The organism is Phycisphaeraceae bacterium, from assembly GCA_040222855.1.
Lineage (GTDB): Bacteria > Planctomycetota > Phycisphaerae > Phycisphaerales > Phycisphaeraceae > Mucisphaera.
This window is the reverse complement of the sequence record JAVKCD010000025.1, coordinates 659,857-678,577: the sequence shown is the minus strand read 5'-3', so window position 1 is coordinate 678,577 and position 18,721 is coordinate 659,857. Positions and strand designations below refer to the sequence as shown.

At 62.1% G+C, this 18,721-nt stretch carries 20 protein-coding genes; 7 read left to right on the top strand and 13 right to left on the bottom strand.

Annotation, left to right across the window (positions count from 1 at the left end; all coding sequences use genetic code 11):
• The first annotated feature begins 8 nt into the window (after positions 1 to 8).
• From RIG82_12670 to RIG82_12660, 3 genes are read left to right on the top strand one after another with little or no spacing between them, the layout of a single operon-like run.
• The gene (locus RIG82_12670) at positions 9 to 1,412 is read left to right on the top strand and encodes a hypothetical protein (GenBank protein ID MEQ9461796.1); all 1,404 of its coding nucleotides are present in this window, start codon (positions 9 to 11) and stop codon (positions 1,410 to 1,412) included.
• On the top strand, positions 1,409 to 2,203 hold the full coding sequence (gene larB, locus RIG82_12665) for a nickel pincer cofactor biosynthesis protein LarB (protein ID MEQ9461795.1): 795 nt from the start codon (positions 1,409 to 1,411) through the stop codon (positions 2,201 to 2,203). The genes RIG82_12670 and larB overlap by 4 nt, the downstream gene beginning before the upstream one ends.
• A complete protein-coding gene (locus RIG82_12660; GenBank protein MEQ9461794.1) occupies positions 2,200 to 3,066 on the top strand; it encodes an NAD(P)H-hydrate dehydratase in 867 nt (288 codons plus the stop codon). Before larB ends, RIG82_12660 begins: the two co-directional genes overlap by 4 nt.
• Here the strand turns inward: RIG82_12660 and RIG82_12655 are convergent.
• From RIG82_12655 to RIG82_12625, 7 genes are all read right to left on the bottom strand, one after another.
• Positions 3,054 to 4,022 (bottom strand): WYL domain-containing protein, encoded by a 969-nt coding sequence (locus RIG82_12655; GenBank protein ID MEQ9461793.1) that lies wholly within the window; start codon positions 4,020 to 4,022, stop codon positions 3,054 to 3,056. The two genes, RIG82_12660 and RIG82_12655, sit on opposite strands and share 13 nt — an antisense overlap.
• A gap of 43 nt (positions 4,023 to 4,065) precedes the next feature.
• Complete coding sequence (locus RIG82_12650) at positions 4,066 to 4,578, bottom strand: hypothetical protein (protein ID MEQ9461792.1); 513 nt, start codon at positions 4,576 to 4,578, stop codon at positions 4,066 to 4,068.
• A 4-nt stretch (positions 4,579 to 4,582) separates the two neighbouring features.
• A complete protein-coding gene (locus RIG82_12645) occupies positions 4,583 to 4,975 on the bottom strand; it encodes an acyl carrier protein (protein ID MEQ9461791.1) in 393 nt (130 codons plus the stop codon).
• 51 nt (positions 4,976 to 5,026) lie between these two features.
• Positions 5,027 to 5,419: a hypothetical protein gene (locus tag RIG82_12640; protein MEQ9461790.1), complete on the bottom strand. Its 393-nt coding sequence runs from the start codon at positions 5,417 to 5,419 to the stop codon at positions 5,027 to 5,029.
• Between the two features lie 24 nt (positions 5,420 to 5,443).
• Entirely contained in the window at positions 5,444 to 6,031 is a 588-nt protein-coding gene (locus RIG82_12635; protein MEQ9461789.1) for a class IV adenylate cyclase, read from the bottom strand.
• A 240-nt stretch (positions 6,032 to 6,271) separates the two neighbouring features.
• The gene (locus tag RIG82_12630; GenBank protein ID MEQ9461788.1) at positions 6,272 to 6,715 is read right to left on the bottom strand and encodes a hypothetical protein; all 444 of its coding nucleotides are present in this window, start codon (positions 6,713 to 6,715) and stop codon (positions 6,272 to 6,274) included.
• The gene (locus RIG82_12625) at positions 6,715 to 8,586 is read right to left on the bottom strand and encodes a HEAT repeat domain-containing protein (GenBank protein ID MEQ9461787.1); all 1,872 of its coding nucleotides are present in this window, start codon (positions 8,584 to 8,586) and stop codon (positions 6,715 to 6,717) included. The genes RIG82_12630 and RIG82_12625 overlap by 1 nt, the downstream gene beginning before the upstream one ends.
• Positions 8,587 to 8,831: 245 nt before the next feature.
• On the opposite strand from RIG82_12625, the gene RIG82_12620 reads away from it, so the two are divergent.
• Positions 8,832 to 9,377, top strand: coding sequence for a hypothetical protein (locus RIG82_12620; GenBank protein ID MEQ9461786.1), 546 nt, complete (start codon positions 8,832 to 8,834; stop codon positions 9,375 to 9,377).
• A 66-nt stretch (positions 9,378 to 9,443) separates the two neighbouring features.
• Here RIG82_12620 and RIG82_12615 read toward each other — a convergent pair whose 3' ends face one another.
• From RIG82_12615 to rpsO, 4 genes are all read right to left on the bottom strand, one after another.
• Positions 9,444 to 10,313, bottom strand: coding sequence for an ATP-binding protein (locus RIG82_12615; GenBank protein ID MEQ9461785.1), 870 nt, complete (start codon positions 10,311 to 10,313; stop codon positions 9,444 to 9,446).
• Between the two features lie 66 nt (positions 10,314 to 10,379).
• Positions 10,380 to 10,607 carry a cold shock domain-containing protein gene (locus tag RIG82_12610; GenBank protein ID MEQ9461784.1) on the bottom strand — a complete coding sequence of 76 codons (228 nt, stop codon included), beginning with the start codon at positions 10,605 to 10,607 and terminating at the stop codon, positions 10,380 to 10,382.
• Positions 10,608 to 10,889: 282 nt separating this feature from the next.
• Complete coding sequence (gene pnp, locus RIG82_12605; protein ID MEQ9461783.1) at positions 10,890 to 13,037, bottom strand: polyribonucleotide nucleotidyltransferase; 2,148 nt, start codon at positions 13,035 to 13,037, stop codon at positions 10,890 to 10,892.
• 211 nt (positions 13,038 to 13,248) lie between these two features.
• Positions 13,249 to 13,518, bottom strand: a complete 270-nt coding sequence (gene rpsO, locus RIG82_12600; protein MEQ9461782.1) for a 30S ribosomal protein S15 — start codon at positions 13,516 to 13,518, stop codon at positions 13,249 to 13,251.
• A gap of 155 nt (positions 13,519 to 13,673) precedes the next feature.
• On the opposite strand from rpsO, the gene hemL reads away from it, so the two are divergent.
• From hemL to RIG82_12585, 3 genes are all read left to right on the top strand, one after another.
• Positions 13,674 to 15,056 (top strand): glutamate-1-semialdehyde 2,1-aminomutase, encoded by a 1,383-nt coding sequence (hemL, locus tag RIG82_12595; GenBank protein ID MEQ9461781.1) that lies wholly within the window; start codon positions 13,674 to 13,676, stop codon positions 15,054 to 15,056.
• A gap of 52 nt (positions 15,057 to 15,108) precedes the next feature.
• A complete protein-coding gene (gene serA / locus RIG82_12590; GenBank protein ID MEQ9461780.1) occupies positions 15,109 to 16,773 on the top strand; it encodes a phosphoglycerate dehydrogenase in 1,665 nt (554 codons plus the stop codon).
• 429 nt (positions 16,774 to 17,202) lie between these two features.
• Complete coding sequence (locus RIG82_12585; protein ID MEQ9461779.1) at positions 17,203 to 17,373, top strand: hypothetical protein; 171 nt, start codon at positions 17,203 to 17,205, stop codon at positions 17,371 to 17,373.
• An 85-nt stretch (positions 17,374 to 17,458) separates the two neighbouring features.
• Here the strand turns inward: RIG82_12585 and RIG82_12580 are convergent, their stop codons facing one another.
• Both RIG82_12580 and RIG82_12575 read right to left on the bottom strand, forming a co-directional pair.
• Entirely contained in the window at positions 17,459 to 17,935 is a 477-nt protein-coding gene (locus RIG82_12580; protein MEQ9461778.1) for an Rrf2 family transcriptional regulator, read from the bottom strand.
• A 230-nt stretch (positions 17,936 to 18,165) separates the two neighbouring features.
• Positions 18,166 to 18,606 carry a hypothetical protein gene (locus RIG82_12575; protein MEQ9461777.1) on the bottom strand — a complete coding sequence of 147 codons (441 nt, stop codon included), beginning with the start codon at positions 18,604 to 18,606 and terminating at the stop codon, positions 18,166 to 18,168.
• Between the last annotated feature and the right edge of the window lie 115 nt (positions 18,607 to 18,721).

Here is an 18,721-nt window from a genome sequence, read left to right as displayed (position 1 = left end):
CCCAAGCCATGCCTGACCTCACCCCACAGGTGCGCGTCGCCGACTGGCCAGACAGCCTCACCCCTCGAAGCAAGACCCACGACACCCAACAACTCACCGACCTGATCAACGCCCACGCCGACCGCCTCGGCACCGGCCGCATCAACCCTACCGATCTCCACAAATCCATCTTCGCCACCGGCCACCAGCCCACCTTCCATCACCCCGGCATCCTCGCCAAAGACCTCATGCTCCGCGAGGCCCGCGCTGCCGGCGTCACGGCTCTCCACATCGTCGTCGATCAGGATCTTCACGACATCTGGTCCCTCGACATCCCTCATACCGCAGGCGACCGAGCCACCGCCCGCCAGATCACCGCGTCCGAACCCCACCGCGACCTCCCCACCGCCTCACGACCACCCCTGCCAACCTCAAAACTCCAACAAGTCGCACAAGATGCCAACATCCCCGCACTCAGAAACACCCTCCAACACGGCCTCCCAGGCGACACCTCCGCTCAGCAGATGACCTCATTCCTCGCGCAAACCCGCTGGCCCAACGACCCGCTCCCCGTCCTCTTCGTCTCCGACCTCACCCAACTCCCCGCCTACAACACACTCCTTGAAAAACTGATCGCCAACGCACCCACAGCCATCACCGCCTACAACCGCGCCTGCCTCCGCTTCCCCGAGGCCGGCATTAGCCCACTCCACACCGATAACCTCCTCACCGAACTCCCCCTCTGGGCCTTCGCGCCAAAGCAATCCCGCCAACGCGTTTTCGCCGACACCGCCGACGCCAAACCCATCCCCGTCCTCAGCGACGGCACCCCCACCCGCGACACCAACCTCCGACTCCTCCCCCGCGCCCTCCTGCTCACCGCTTTCCTCCGCTCCGCGCTCGTCGATCTCTTCATCCACGGCACAGGCGGGCACCTCTACGACCGTATCACCGAAGCCTGGTGGCAGGACTGGCAGCAAGAGCCCCTCGCTCCCATGACCATGGTCACCGCCGACGCCTACCTCAACCTCAACGTCCCAGTCGCCACACCACACGACCTCCACCAAGCCAAACACTGGCTCCACCACCTCCACCACAACATCGCCCGCCACGTCGAAGACGCAGACCAGAAACTGGCAACCGAAAAACACCACCTCATCGAACACATGAACGATGACCGCAACCAACTCCGCCGCCAGCAAGCCTTCCAACGCATCCACGCCATCAACGACCAACTCCGGTCACAACACCCCCAAGCCATCCGCAACGCAGAGACCCAACTAACCACCGCCCGCGCCGGCGTCGCCAACCACACGATCGCCAACCGCCGCGACTGGTTCTTTGGCCTCTACGATCAGTCAGTTCTTGATCAAATAGCCGATCAACTCCGCCCACACGCCCAACGCCTGCTCAGCATAGGATCAGCACCATGAGTGACACCCGTGGGCCAATCGACGACATCATCAACGGACTCAGCGACGGCAAACTCACGCGCGAACAGGCCCGCGAGCAACTCATGTCACTCCAGGCGCGACCCCTCGGCTTCGCCACCATCGACCTCGACCGACCCCGACGCTGTGGCGCCGCCGAAGTCATCTTCGCAGAAGGAAAAACCGCACAGCATCTCGTCGCCATCGCACAAACCCTCCGCGAGCAGGGCTCATGCGTCCTCGCCACGCGCTGCAACCGCGACCATCTACAACTCGTCCGCTCCGCCTTCGAAAAAGGCCATCCCCTCGAAATCGACGAACTCGCACGCACTGTCATGATCGGCGACGCACCCACCGCTGACGCCAGGTCCCCCATCGCCATCGTCACCGCAGGAACCTCCGACCTCGCCGTCGCCCGCGAAGCGGAAGTCACCTGCCGCGCCCTCGGACAACCCACCCAACTCATCGCCGACGTAGGCGTGGCCGGACTCCACCGACTCCTCGCTCGTCTCGAAGAGATCCGCTCCGCCGATGTCGTCATCACCGTCGCCGGCATGGAAGCAGCACTCCCCTCCGTCGTCGCCGGCCTCATCGACGCCCCCATCATCGCCGTCCCAACCTCCGTCGGCTACGGAGCCAACTTCCAGGGCGTCACTGCTCTACTGAGCTGCCTCAACGCCTGCGCCTCCGGCATCGCCACCGTCAACATCGACAACGGCTTTGGAGCCGCCTACATCGCCGCCCGAATCAACGCCCTCGCCTCTGGCCCCAAGGCCAAAGCAGAAGAACAATGAGTGTCCCACTACCCCCAAGACCTCAAGACGCTCATAAAGGAACCTTCGGCACCGTCCTCGTCGTAGGCGGGGCCATCGGCATGATCGGCGCCCCAGCCCTCGTCGCCCGCGCCGCCTTCCGCACCGGCGTTGGACTCGTCAAAATCGCCGCCCCCGCCGAAGTTCTCCATCCCATCATCGCCCTCGAACCCAGCGCCACCGGCTTCATCCTCCCCGAAGACCCCAAAGAAGCACTCGCCGCCATCGACCGCGCCGACCCCGAGAAGAAAGCCATCCTCGCCATCGGCCCCGGCCTCGGCATCACCCGCACCACCCAGTCCATCGTTGAACACCTCCTCGCCGATCAGCCCCGCGCCGTCGTCCTCGACGCCGACGGCATCAACGCTCTCGCTTCCCTCCTCCGCCAACGCTGCCTCATCCCCGGCTCAACACCACCCCGACTCGTCCTCACACCCCACCCAGGCGAGTTCGGCCGACTCGCCAGCGCCCTCGGCATCGACGCCTCGCCCACCGATCCCGTCCAACGACCCCACGCAGCTCAGGCCCTCGCCGAAGCCCTCTCCGCCACCGTCGTACTCAAAGGCCACAAAACCCAGATCGCCGCCACGTGCAATCGCGCCGCAGAAAACAACACCGGCTCCGCCGCCCTCGCCACCGGCGGAACAGGCGATGTCCTCACCGGCACCATCGCCTCACTCCTCGCCCAGGGCATGGACCCCTTCAACGCCTCCCGCCTCGCCGTCCATCTCCACGGCCGCGCCGCCGACCTCTGGTCACAACACCACACCGACCGCGGACTCCTCGCCCGCGAACTCGCCGATCACCTCACCCAGGCCATCGCCGACCATCATCACGAGTCATAAGCCCCCGCCGCCGCCCGGTGCATATCCCTCACCCGATCCGCCAGCTTCTTCGGCCGCAGCACCCGTACCTGATCCGCGTACCCGCAGACCCACCACGCGATCTCGCCCAGCCCATCCACCTCGAACTTCAGCCGCGCCCGCCCGTCACCCAGCATCCGCTGTTTCTGGCTCGAGTGCCACGACACCTCCATCACATTCCGCGCCACCCGCGGTGAAAACTCCAACTCGATCCGATACACCTTCCCCTCCGGGATTAGCAGCCACGCCTTGCCAATCTTGTCCGTTACCCGAAACCGCTTTGGCGCGGTAAACCGACGCTCCAACGGCTCAATCCCGCCCAGCCGAACCAGCTTGAACACCCGCACCTCCTCATACGCCTCCGCATAACCAAACACATACCACGCCCGCGCCGCAAAATGCAGCGCATAAGGATGCAGCACAATCGGCTCGTCTTGATTCGCTCGCGCAGCCCGGTAATCAATCGAACAAGCCCGACCCTCATCAATGCAAGCCTGCAACACCTGGTGATAACGCGTCTCCAGGTCGCCCGGCACCCGTGCCGAGGGACGGATCGACACATGATCCATCACATCCACACAGGCACTCCGCATCGGCTCCGGCACCGCACTGATCAGCTTCCGAATCGCCGACACCGCCGGTACGCCCAGCGGCTGATCACGACTCGACTCCGCCGTCTTCCCCAGCATCAACAAACCCAGCGTCTCCTGAATCGTCAGATTCACAGGCGGCAAAAAATACCGCTCCGCCACCCGATACCCCGACCCCTCATCATCAAAATAACACGGCACCCCTGCCTGCTTGAGCAAATCAAGATCACGAAAAACCGTTCGCCGACTCACCCCCAACTCATCCGCCAGATGATCAGGGCTCTTCGCCTGGCCCGACTGGACCAGCGTGATCAACCGTATCAGCCGGCTTAGTCGAACAGTCGCCAACGATGTCCCTCCAGAAAAGAGAAACACTGACCCGCACGCCAGTCTACGGCCTCGGCACACCCGAACGATCCAGCAAATCCATCAGCGCCCCCGTAAACACAAAAGGACGCTCCGGCAGGTCCAGATCACCCGCCCGCTCCGCATCCAGATGCCCAAACATCAGATCCACGCGCCCCAGCGCCCTCGCTTCTCCACCGACCGGATCAAGCACCTCCAACACCCCCGAAGTCGCCGCCCCCGCGTCGTCGTATCGATCAAGAGTCGCCGTAAACCGCACCACCTCACCCGGACCCACCACCCGCACAAACTCCGCTCGCCCGATCTTCGCCAGCACCACGTTGTGCTCAAACCTCCCCCGATGCCCCACCAGAACACCCGCCGTCTGCGCCATCCCCTCAATCAGCAGACTATGCGGGAACATCGGCTCCGCCTCACGCCCACCCTCGGCCGGAAAATGATCGTGCAGAACATCCTCCGCCGCCGACACGCACTTGATCGCCACACACCGCTCCCCCGCCACAAACTCCGTAATCCGATCAATCCAGACCCAGCGCACCGGCTTACGCCCCAGCCAGTCGGCTCTGCACGAACTTCACCACCGCATCAACCGTAAACACCTTCGGAAAATCCTCCACCAAACGACTCTCCTCAAACTCACCCAGGTCAGCGTGCGGCATCCGCGATTTCAGCTCCGCCATCCCCGCGTCCGTCACCTTCCCATCCTGCACATACTTCGGATCGTTCAGCAGGTTCATCGGCATCATCTGCTCCTGCTCGATCTTGATCTCAAACTCCTTCTCCAAACGAAACGCGATGTCCAGAAAATCAATCGACTCCGCACCAAGGTCCGGGCCGATCGTTGCCTCAGGTGTCACCTCATCCGGATCAACACCCAACGCATCCTCCAGCACCACCTGAACCTTCTCGTATACCTCGTCCCTGCTCATCGCCATGCCGTCTGCTCCGTGTCGTCACCAAGATAGATAGTCCGTCTCAACAACCCTTTAAGGTAGCACACCCTCCGCCGTAGCGGCGGCCAGCGTAAACCGACCCGACACCGCCAACGCACCCTCAACCTCACCCCGACCCTCACACGCCAGCAACCCCTCCGAAAACTTCCGAGGCGTCACCGTCACCCTCAACACCTGGCCCGGCCGGACCACCGCCGCAAACCGCACGTTCCGCACCTCCGAAATCATCATCCGCTTATCCAACCCCAACACGCCAGCCAACACACGCCCCGCCTGCGCCATCGCCTCCACCATCAACACCCCAGGCAACGCCGCAAACCCAGGAAAATGATCCCCCAGATACTCCTCCGCAGACGTCACCGCCTTCACCGTAACAACCCGCTCCACACTCGACTCAAGCACCCGGTCAATCAACGTAAAACGCATACCACGCCCTCCAACCTCTCACGATCACATGCTTGCCGACTCAACCTGCTCAAACCGGAACATGTCCGTCGGCAACCCTTGCTCACCCGCATACGACTGCAGCATCGCTACATAACTCGCCTTCACCAGCGGGCTCTCCTCCAACCCCAGCTGATCACGCACCGCCACCACCTCCGCCTCACTCGGACCCTCGATCTCGATCCAGTCCCCCAGCAACGGCAACGTATCGATCATCACATCCGTCTCGCCAATCCGCCATCGCTCCCGCTTCTTCTCAAACGTCAATCTCGGCTCATACCCCAGCTCCACCAGCAACGCCGCCGCCTCATCCGCCGACGCCACCACCACCTCCGCCTCACTCCGCCGCTTGAGACCCCCATGCGACCGCGGACCCTTATGCGTGATGTAGACCACCTTCTCCTGGGTCTCACACGACCGGCTGATCCGCACCCGCAGCCCACGATCGTGAGCCTTTAGCGTGTGGTCGTCCGTATCAAAATAAGTATTCGTCTCCAAACTCTCTCCCAACCGCTCAGCACCTATCGCCCTGAGCTGCTCGCGCAACGCGCCCAAATCAACCGCCTTCATCTTCGCTTCGATCTCAAGGGGCATCAGTCTCTCCAAAGCTCAAGGGCGTACAGCCAACAGCACAGCAGCACATCAACACCAATCATAGCGTCCTCCGGGTGGCACATTGCACGCCGAAGGCGTGCTGTGTGAAATCACTAAAACCGTCGCCAAGTTATCCACGACCCACTACATATTTAGATAGGAACGCTATCGACCAGACAATAACGACACGCTCGATACACCAAGCAGGGCGGCAGGTGCGCGGTGCAGGGGGGAGGGGGGTTAAGCAGCCATCCGACCGTCGGGCTCACCAAACAACCTGCCCTCGCACGCCCGAGCGTCCGGCCCACCAAACTTCCGCAACGCCCCGCAACTCAGCAGCATCGCCAGCCGAACCTCGACCGGCCGCTCACGACCCGCTCGCCACAACGACACGATCTCACGCCGACTCAGCCCGCAGTCCCGCGCCACCCGCCAGAATAACCACGCCGCCATCACCCGATCCCGCCAAGCCAGCCACGCCTTTCGCGTCACCGCCACAGCCAACGCAACCGTCACCAGACTCAGCAGCACCACCAGCCACCACGCCGAATACGCATAGTTCCCCGTAATCGCATCACTAACCGCCTGGAGCTCCACATTCGCCAGCCGCCCCGGATCAATCGCGTCCTGACGACTAGGACCCACCGGACCCCCCACCTGCGCCATCAACATCATCAAACCCATCACGCAGCTCCCTTCGCTAGCGTCGCCTTACGCGAGGCCAGCAGCTTGCTCGTATTCATCGCCTCGCGCTCAATACGCACAATCACCTCCGTTGCCGCCCGCTGGGCCCGCTCCCGCACCCGCACCGAAGGATCACCCGCCGCCATCTCCACCAGCCGTGGCGTAACCGGCTCCACCACCCGAGACTGCGCCACCCAGATCGCCGACGCCCGATGAGCCTCCCTCGCATCCTCCAGCATCAAACGCAACCGACTCAGCGCCTGATCAAGCCGCGCATGATCAATCAGACTCGCAATCGCATTCGCCCGCACCCGGTTATGACGCTCGTTCGTCAGCGTCACCAGCCTCCGCAGCTCCGTCTCACTCGCCGGCGCAGGCAATGCCTCCACCGCGTTCGCCCGCACCCGACCATCCGCATGACCAAGCGCCTGCTCGATCGACAACGCACTCGTCTCCGTCCGACTCACACCCAGCACCGTGACCGCAGCCGAAGCCAGCCGTTCGTCAGATGACGACGCCAGCTCCGCCACCCGCGGCTCCAGCGCCGCCGCCAGACCCAGCTCCCGCACCATCGCCAACGCCCGCAACCGCAGCGCCCGATCCGGCCGCCGCAGCAAACCATCGAGCCGCTCAATCAGCCGCTCATCCAGCCGCATCAACTTCTGACCCGCATCCCGCCGCTGCTCCGCATCAAGCCTTGGCCACGATGCACAAAGCCCCTCAAAAACACCAGGGGCCACCCGTGCCGCCGCCATCGACCGCACCGAAGCATGAGGACTCCGCAGCGCCCGCGTCAGCACATCCCGACCACTCCCCGCACCAATCAGCCACGCCATCGCCGCCCGCGCCAGGTCCTCCGACGCATCCCCCAGATAACGCTCAATCACCCGCGCCGCCTCCGCTGTCTCATTCGCCAGCGTCGTCAACTGCCGCAGCGCCACGCTCCGCACCGACACCGAACCATCCCCCACCAGATCAGCCAGCACCGCCACCCGCTCCTCGGCCGTTCGCGATCGCTCCGCCGCAACGCCCGACACCACCGCCGTCCCCAACTGCCGCGTGAGTTTCTGCACCGAGGTCGTCCCCAGCACCGACCGCTGCACCGAAGCCAGACAAGCCGTCTCCGGATAACGCACCAGCTGCGGCTGATCCCGAACCGGTACCCCCGCCAGACCACGCGCCGCACGCTCCGCCAACGCCTCCACACCCGTCCACCACGTCAGCCGATCCGCCACCAGAACATCATCCGCCTCACTCAGCACCCGCTCCAACGACGCCACATGCCGTCTCGGAGCCGCCTCCAGAACGCCCTCAACCCGACGACCCAGCGTAGGCCCCGCCACCGCCAGACCCCACGCCAACGCCTCACTCGGCCCATCCGCCAACCGCCGAAACAACTCACCCACCGTCTCCGCCGTCGTCGCCGTCAACGCACTCGATTCATCATCCGCAAATACCCGCCGCACCCACCGCACCATCAACCGCTCGCTCCGCGCCCGCAGCCCGGCCCGCTCATCCGCCAGCGTCGACCGCAGCAAATCCAAGTCCCGAGGGTCATCAAGATGCTCCAGCACCGACAAGCACCCCGCTCTAAGACCCGCATCCCGCGCCCCCGCAGCATCCCGCAGCAGATTCCCGTGACCCTCCAGATACGCCGCCAGCCGCCCCATCTGCCGAGAATGAAGCCTCGACGACCGCCGGATCAACCCCAACACCAACCGCTTCGATGGATGCTCTAACGCCACCTCCACCAGCCCACGCACCTCGTCCGCCCGGGCATGATCAATCGCCGCCAGCAGCACGCCATCCGCTCGTGAAGCAAGTTCACGAGACAGCCGCTCAAAAATCTGGCCCTGGCTGGGTCGCCCCATAGTCCGTCACCGATCCTGTCTGGCTAGCTCCGCCAGTCACTTTTATCGGCACACCCCACCCGAACCCTCCACAGCCCCACGTCGTACAACCAGACACACAACCACAATGCAAAAAAACCAGTCCACAGCCCAACTTAGCGCTTCCACTCTGATACCCCATCGCTATAATTCCATAACAACCGATCGACAACCACGGCGGCCTTCCCGGTCCCGTGTACACAGCCTTTAACAACCTAGGAATCCCCATGAGCGTTAGCCATAAGTCCCAGTCTACCCAGTCTTTCCGACTTCTCGTCTACAGCCGATCCCTCCACCCCGAGCTCTTCAAGCTCCAGGGGCGACGCATGGACCGCCACGGCGAGTACGAAATCGAGACCTGGCTCATCCCAGGCGGGCACATCGTCCGCTTCCAGATCCCCGGCCAGACCCTCACCGAAACCGTCATCGACCGCGGCGACCACCTCCCCGAAAGCGGACTCGTCCACGCCCTCCCCTGCATGGGCGAAAAAGACTACGAAATGGAACAGCAGGGCCGACTCGCCTACGTCACCACCGTCCAATCCGAAAACCTCACCGACAACCTCTACAACGCCACCCTCAAGGAAATGCAGGACTTCGCCATCGAAACCGGCTCCATCTCACACGACTGGGTCGATGCCAACGCCGTCCCCTGCCTCTCCCTCGTCGATGCCCAGAAGTACCGCAAGGAATACCACATCCAGGCCTACCACCTCCTCGGCTCCACAGGCGTCGTCCTCCGAACCCAGTCCATCTTCGAAATCCGTAAATAAACCCTACCGCCCAAAACACAGCCTCACGAACCCCGGTCCCACGATCGGGGTTTTTCATACCCCGTCTCACCCCCCACCCACCGGCAGCGTGATCAGAAACGACGTCCCCCGTCCGCTCTCCGAGTGCATCGCAAGCTGACCCCCATGCTCCTCGATCAGCCGCCGCGATGTCGGCAGCCCCAGACCCGTACCCTGACGCTTCGTCGAAAAGTACGGCTGAAACACCCGCGACCGGACCTCATCATCCATCCCCGGCCCCGTGTCCGTCACCTCGATCCGCACCTGGTCACGCAACCCCTGACTCACCCGCTCCGTCCGCAGCAGCAACTCATTCGCCCCGCCATGGGCCTGCTCACGCTCCCGAGCCTCGGTCATCGCCTGCACCGCATTGATCATCAGATTCAGCAGCGCCTGCTTCAGCAGCCGCGAGTCCGCCATGATCTCACCCACACCCGCATCAAGCTGAGTCCGCAGCCGAACCCCAGCCTCCGTCGCCTGAGGCTCATAAAAATCAGTCAACTCCTCCACCATCACGTTCACATCAACCGGCTGCCGCTCCAGCTTCACGCGACCCGCAAATCTCAGAAAATCCTCCAGAATCTCTCGCAGCCGCCGCGTCTCACGCCCCAACCCCGCGAACCGCCGACGCACCCGCCGGATACTCTGCTCGCTCGGGCTCTCCGGCTCCAGCAGCCGGTCCACTTCCGCCAGCTCCTCATCAATCAACTGAATATTCAGCCCCAGCGTCGACAGCGGGTTCTTGATCTCGTGCGCTAACCCGCTCGTCAGCATGGTCAACTCAGCCAGCCGCTCATCCCGCACCGCCTTCTGCTCTCGCAACCGGCTCGCACGCACCCGACCCCGCGACCACGGCACCAGAACCGCCGCGGCTACGCACACGCCAACCACAAAACCAAGGATCAGACCCGTTATCACGCAGTCAGCTTACAACGACCGCGCTCGGACTGACGACTCAGGTCCCCAAACACAACCCAGCCACGTTCAGCCGGTCGCGTGTTCTAGATTCCCGACTCGTTGTACTTCCCGAGCCTGGAACCCCTTGTCAGACTCGATCAACTCGTAATCAACCGCCTCGCCGTCCTTGAGCGACTTAAAACCGTCACTGTGAATGTGCGAGTAGTGAACAAAAACGTCTTCCTCACTCGGACCCACGATAAAGCCAAAGCCCTTCTTCGGGTCAAACCACTTCACGCGTCCACGGATCGACATAAGAAACTCCTTCACAACAGATCGCAGGCGAATGCCCGACTAGAAAAGAAAGAAACGAGATGTGCAGGCGTGCCATCAGCGCACGCAAAGAAACCAGAGGTCACCACCCGGTGACGAAAAACACAACCATTAAGGATTCTGGAAGCCGGTCCATAGACCAACCCTTTCGTACTGTCGACCGCCCACGCGGCCCGGCAGAACCTGCATCATCTCAGACATGCTTAGCGAACACCCCCCTGAAAGGGGGGGACGCAGGCCTACCGAATGTTAAGATACAGCGCTTCAGGCCGGAGTGGAAGCAGTTTCCTGCTCATTTTCCTCCATAAGCACAGCCTTCCGCGACAGCTTCACCCGCCCTTGGTCATCCACCAGGATCACCTTCACCCGGACCTGGTCCCCCACGCTCACCACATCCGTCACGCTTTTCACAAAGCCATCTGACAGCTCAGAGATGTGACACAACCCGTCCTGGCCCGGGATAACCTCGACAAAAGCACCAAAATCCTTCACCGCCGTCACACGACCGCTGTACGTCTTGCCGACCTTCACCTCCGCCGAGATCTTCTCGACCTCCTCGCGGGCCGCCTCGGCCTTCCCGGCGCCAACCGCCGAGATGAACACCGTCCCGTCTTCCTCGATCGTCAGCGTCGCACCCGTGTTCTCCTCGATCGCACGGATCATCTTCCCGCCAGGACCGATCAGCTTCCCGATCTTGTCCGGCTGGATCTTCACCGTCAGCATCCGAGGAGCATGAGGAGACAACTCCTTCGGCGTACTGATCGCAGCATTCATCGTCTTGAGAATCTCAAGCCGCGCCTCTCGAGCCATCACAAACGTCTTGCGAATCTGATCCATCGTCAGGCCACGGGTCTTCAGGTCGAGCTGGATCGCCGTGATCCCGGACTCAGTCCCCGTCACCTTGAAGTCCATGTCACCAAAGTGATCTTCCTCACCCTGGATGTCCACCAGATAGACATCGTCCTGACCCGAGTCATCCCCGCTGATCATGCCGATCGAAATACCCGCTACCGGCGACACAATTGGCACGCCCGCATCCAGCAACGCCAGCGAACCACCACAAGCCGAAGCCATCGACGATGACCCGTTCGACTCCATGATGTCACTCACCAGGCGAACCGTATACGGGAACTCCTCCACAGGCGGAAGCACAGCCTGCAACGCCCGCTGCGCCAGCATCCCGTGACCGATCTCTCGACGACCCGGACCCATGATCCGCTTCGCCTCACCTACCGAGAAAGGCGGGAAGTTGTAGTGCAGATAAAACTTCTCCGCATACTCATTATTCAAGCCGTCAACGATCTGCTCATCACGCCCGCTACCCAGCACCGCCGTCACCAGCGCCTGAGTCTCACCACGCGTAAACAGCGCCGAGCCATGCACCCGCGGCAGCAAACCAACCTCCGCCTCGATATTCCGCAGGTCCTTCGCCGCACGACCATCCGTCCGTGAACCCGACCGGATGATCTCACGTGTGATCTGCTCTTCCAGATCATGGACCGCCGTCTTCGCCTGCTTCACCGCATCGCGCCACGCATTGAACTCACCCACACCCGCCGAAGCAGCCGGCTCCGGGAACGCCGAACCGATGAACTCCTTGATGCACGTCCGCACCGCCTCCTGACGATCCAGCTTGTTGCCATCCGTCGTCTTCGCCGCCTTCAGCGGGCCCGCCAACGCATCAACCTTCTGCCGAACCTCAGCCGACACCGGCGAAACAAACTCAATCGCCGGCTTGCCAGCCTTCGCGTTCAACTCCTTGATCAACCCCACGATCTGCTTGATGTGCCCATGACCGAACTCGATGGCGTCAGCCATCTCGTCCTCAGGAATCAGCATCGCCCCCACTTCAATCATGTTCAGACCGTCTTCATGACCACAAAGCAGCATGTCCAGGTCCGAATACTCGTTCTGAGCAACCGTCGGCATGATCACCAACTGACCCTCAACCCGAGCCACCCGAACATTACCCACCGGACCATCAAAAGGAACCCCAGAAATCCCCAGCGCCGCCGACGCCGCAATCCCCGCCAACACATCCGGCTCGTTCTGACCGTCCGCAGCCATCACCCAGCACTGGATCTGAACCTCATCAAAAAAACCATTCGGGAACAACGGCCGCAACGGACGGTCAATGTTCCGCATCGTCAACACTTCTTTAGTATTCGGCGCACCCTCACGCTTACGGAAACCACCCGGGAACTTACCCGCCGCCGAGTACTTCTCACGGTAATCAACCGTCAGCGGGAAAAAATCAATCCCCTCACGAGGCGGGCCGTGAACCACCGTCCCCAACACCACCGTCTCCCCATACTGAACCATCACAGACGCCGTCGCCTGCTTCGCAATCTTCCCCGTCTCAATCGATAGCGTGCGACCCCCAAGCTCCATCTCAACACGGTGGATAGCCATCGTCTTCAACATCCTTTCGTGACCCCGAATGATCAACCCTCGGGAACATCGGCAACGCCGACGCGGGGATCCCAAGGAGCGGGGTCACGGAGCATGCAGAAGACAGATGGCTGGGGGCACATCGCAAAACTTGCGGATGCCGCGAGCCGACTGCCGTCTGCACCAACCCGGGAACATCCCGGACCGGTGACCCGGCAGAGTGCCCGCAACGTCAGCGTCGCAGACCCAAACGCCCGATCAACTCGCGATAGCTCGCGTGGTTGACACGGGACAGGTAACGAAGCAAACGAGTCCGCTTCGAAACCATCAACAGCAAACCTCGCTGCGATGAATAATCATGCTTGTGAGCCCGAAGATGCTCAGTCAATCCCTTGATCCGCTCCGTCAGGATCGCAACCTGAACCTCCGGCGAACCACTGTCCTTCTCATCCCGCCGAAACTCACTGGTCAACTCAGTCCGGCGTTCTGCTGTAATCGTCATCCGTCTAAATCCTGTTTCTGGGCCATCTTGGCGGCCGGATCGGGCGCTGTCACCGCCCCGACGCGGTCCTTGGGCGAAGTCACGCAGTGTAGTCAAGTCCGAGGGGCCCTTCAACCGCAAGACCTCTCCCACCGGCCTGATACCATACCCAACCTATGACAACCACCGCCGAACTCAACCTCACCAGCCGCCGACAGTCCTCCGCCAAGGCCTTCGCCGATGCCTCCGCTGTCATGCCAGGCGGGGTCTCATCCCCCGTCAGAGCCTACAAAGCCGTCTCAAACCCACCACAAACCAACGCAGCAGCAGGGGGCGCTTCAGATGCGGGGGGTGGTGGTGGGGGGCCGGTCTTTATCCGTTGCGGCAAGGGAGCCATCGTCACCGACATCGACGGACTCGAATACGTCGACTTCGTCGGCTCCTACGGCCCGCTCATCCTCGGCCACGCCCCCGACACCGTCCTCGCAGCTCTATCTAAAGCCGCCGGCCGCGGAACCACCTTCGGCATGCCCACCGAGGCCGAAACCACCCTCGCCAAACTCGTCATCGACGCCGTCCCATCCGTCGAGATGGTCCGATTCGTCAACTCCGGCACCGAAGCCGCCATGTCCGCCATCCGACTCGCCCGCGCAGCCACCGGACGACCCTTCATCATCAAATGCACCGGCTGCTACCACGGACACGCTGACGCCCTCCTCGTCGAAGCCGGCTCCGGCGCCATGACCCTCGGACAACCCTCCTCCCCAGGCGTACCCGAATCCATCACGCGCAACACCCTCCTCGTCCCCTACAACGACCTCGAAGCCGCCAAAGCCATCTTCGAAGCCAACCCCGGACAGATCGCCGCCTTCGCCGTCGAGCCCATTGGCGGAAACATGGGCTGTGTCCCACCCGCCGACGGCTACCTCCAGGGACTCCGAGACCTCTGCGACGCCCACGGCACCCTCCTCCTCTTCGACGAAGTCATGACCGGCTTCCGCGTCCACCCCGGCGGGGCCCAGACCCTCTACAACGTCACACCCGACCTCACCTGCATGGGCAAAGTCATAGGCGGAGGACTCCCCTGCGCCGCCTATGGCGGGCGTAAAGACCTCATGCTCCACGTCGCTCCCGCCGGACCCATGTACCAGGCCGGAACCCTCTCCGGGAACCCCCTCGCCATGGCCGCAGGAATCGCCACCCTCACCGAACTCCAGGACCCCGCCGTCTACCAGCAACTCGAACGCGCCGGAAAGCAACTCGAAGAAGGACTCCAGGCCAAAGCCATCGCCGCCGGCGTCCCCGTCCAACTCGCCCGCGTCGGCTCCATGCTCTGCCTCTTCTTCTCCGATCAACCCGTCACCAACTACGAAACCGCCTCCGCCTGCCGCACCGACCGCTTCGCCGCCTTCTTCAACGCCATGCTCGAGCGAGGCGTCATCCTCGGACCCAGCCAATACGAGTGCTGGTTCCTCTCCACCGCTCACTCCGACGAGCTCATCAAGCAGACCATCCAGGCCTCCGCCTACGGGTTTGCCGCCGCCGCCGAGATCGCATAAACCACCTTCCCTACCGGACCCCGTATCCACAACCGACGCTGGAGCTACCCCCGTGACCACGGCCACGCAGACGTTCTCGATCCTCGCCGCCGACAAACTCGCCCAGGAAGGCCTCGACTGGATCTCCGCCCAGACCGACGCCACCCTCACCGACCGCGCCGGCATCAAAGAAGATGAACTCGCCACCATCATCGGCGACCACGACGCCGTCATCGTCCGCTCAGGCGTAAAAATCACCGCCGAGGTCCTCGCCAACCCCGGCAGGCTCAAGGTCATCGCCCGCGCTGGCGTCGGCATCGACAACATCGACCTCGCCGCCGCCACCGACAAGGGCATCCTCGTCCTCAACACCGCCGAAGCCTCCACCATCACCACCGCCGAGCACGCCTTCGCCCTCCTCCTCGCCGCCGCGCGCCAGATCGGACCCGCCTACAAAACCATGGCCGAAGGCGGATGGGACCGCAACAAGTTCAAAGGCCGACAACTCGCCGGAAAAACCCTGGGCGTCGTCGGACTCGGACGCATCGGACAAACCGTCGCCAAACGCGCCCTCGCCTTCGAAATGGACGTCCTCGGCTACGACCCCTTTGTCAACACCGACACCATCCTCGATGGACAGGTCAAAGTCATTCGCGACTTCAAAGACCTCGTCCCCAAAGTCGACATGCTCTCCTTCCACGTCCCCCTCAACACCCACACCCGCAGCATGCTCAACCTCGAGGTCATGAAAACCGCCCGACCCAACCTCCTCGTCATCAACGCCGCTCGAGGCGGGGTCGTCGATGAAGCCGACATCATCACCGCACTCGACCAGAAACTCATCGCCGGCGCCGCCCTCGACGTCTTCGAAGAAGAACCACCCGCCGCCGACAACCCCCTCCGAAAACACCCCGCCATCCTCGTCACACCCCACCTCGGCGCCTCCACCATCGAAGCCCAGCAGGCCGTCTCCGTCGACGCCGCGCACGCCGTCATGGACTACCTCCGCGGCGAAGGCATCAAAGGCGCCGTCAACGCTGGCGGGCTCCGCGTCGATCTCACACCCCTCCAGGCCGCCTACGCCGACCTCGCCGACCGCATGGCCCGACTCATCGGACCCATGATCACCCGCGGACTCTGCAACGTCTCCATCGAAGTCAAAGGCAAGGACCTCGCCCACGCCGCCTCCACCATCGAACGCACCGCCCTCACCCGACTCCTCGCCGACCGACTCGACTCCCCCGTCAACCTCATCAACGTCGGCTCCGTCGCCAAAGAACGCGGCATCACCTCCAAAGTCACCACCTCCGACGCCACCGCCAGCAGCGCCACCGAACTCACCATCCTCGTAGAAGGCCCCAAAGACGCCATCGACCCCGGCACCCACCCCGAAGACCGCGCCCGCCGAATCGTCGGCCACATCTACGACGACCTCAAACCACGCATCGTCGAGATCAATGGCTATCACATGGACATGATCCCCCGCGACAACATGCTCCTACTCCAGAACGAAGACCGCCCCGGCATGATCGGCCTCGTCGGCACCATGCTCGGCCAGGCCGGTCTCAACATCGCCGACATGACCATCTCCCGCCGCGCCGGATCCGACGGCAACGTCACCGCTCTCATGCTCCTCAAAGTCGACTCCCCTCCCGACCAGGCCACCCTCGACAAACTCACCGACCAACCCGGCCTCCTAAAAGCCGCCGCCGTCAAACTAGCCCCAGTCCACAACTGAACACCCCTCTCAAACATCAAGATTCCCACAGATACGAGCCCCAGGCGCCAAGCCTGGGGTCAACGCGCACCGCCGCAGTCATCGGTCGATAAACTCTAAACCGGGGCAGTATGTTCTGTGGGTACAAGATAGACTAAATAGAATGAGTCTTTTTAGCATAAAATTAATCGATATAAATCTCGGGCTTGGAGATCTACGGGGCCGTCTAAATTTCTGGCGAAAACCCCTCTGTTTTTAGTCAAGCATTGCGATGGCCGGGTCACTGATGGGATCAGATATGCAATTTTTAATGTCCGCGCGACAAATCCACATAACTGGTCGATTCACATCTGCGACGTAGATATAGCAGTCCAGCCAATCGACCGCGTCAAAAAGAATGTTGTCATACGCAATGAGCCTTCGCAAACAGCCTTCGATATACCTGCTGGCATGACGATCAACATCTGGGTCTACCTGGAAATGCTGGAAAAAGTCAAAGCTCGGGTTTTCAGATTTGACCTCATCGATCACAAGAACAAACGACACAAAATGGGAAGATCAGGCTTCGATAGCTTCGGCAAACATATGGAAACCATCACGCCGGGTGTCGAGCTTATTTGAACTCGGCGAGAATAATAAAGTGCACGAACGAATAAGTTGGTAATAGTTTAACTCAATACAACACTGTAATCCGCAACCAACACCCCTACCCCAACCGCACCGGCTTCGACTTACTCGTCAGCTCCGGAACCTTCTCACCCAGCAGCTCCAGCTTCCGCTGCATCGTCGCGCTCATCGTCGCCAGCGTCGTCCGCACCAGATACTCCTTGAGCTGGTTCCGGATCGGCTTCCACTCATCATGCTGCGGGCACGGCTGATGGTCATCACACCGGTGCATCCCCACCACGCACGCGTTGAGATTCTCCACCCCGTCAATCACCTCAACAATGTCATAAAGACTGATCTGCTCCGGCTTCCGCGCCAACGCAAACCCGCCGCCCCGACCCTTCGCCGACGTCAGCAAACCCTTCCGAACTAGGTCCTGAAAAATCTTCGCCACAAAATGACGCGGCAGGTCCGACCCCTCGCACAACTCGTCAAGCAGCACATACCCGTCAGGACGAAGCATCGCCAGCCGGCTCATCGCACGGATCGCGTAAGCACACGCATTTGAATAGATCATGTCAGCATCCTTCAGACCCAAGCCGTGCAGCATGGTCAAAAATAAAACAACCGGACGGTCGTCATCATCCGCTCGCACTCAGCATACCCCCGCGTCCCCTGATTGTCAGGATGTAGAGACCGAAATAACCTGATTAGCAGATCAGCATCAAGCCATGCGCACCAGCGTCGCGCGCGCACAAAGCGTTGCACTTTAAGCCCCATCGGTCACGTTTGATTGACGACTTCGGGCTATCTCGCGTACCGATTGACCCGTTCAAACAGCTTCTGCGTCGCCCCAGGCGTCCCCTGATCCGGCACAAACGCCCGGAAGGAACCCGTCTCCGCGTTGTACCAGTACCCCGCAGGACCACTCAGCCGCGGGTCCAACGGCTCCGCCTCACCAAAGCCCCCTCGCTCGATCATCGTTCGCTTAACCTCTGGCCGGTAAGGGGTTACCATCTTATTCAGAGGGAACCAGTCCGCCTCCACCGTCCCGGGATACCGCCCCCGAGCTTGGTGAAACGCGTCAATACTCGCCTGAACCTCCCGCACAATATCCGCCGTCGCATCCGCATCCCGATCCACCGCCGCCACCCCGTACTGCGGGATCGCAATCAGCGCCAGCATGATGATAATCGCAAGCGACACAGTGACTTCTGACAACGTAACGCCGCGATGAATCCGACCCATGACTTCTACTCCTAGTGAATTACGCTGGCAGCGGGGGGGTGGGGGGGGGTTACCGGACCCTCAAGCCATCGATCCTCCTGCATCGTGACTGAACCCAGCCGCACCAGCCTCAGCT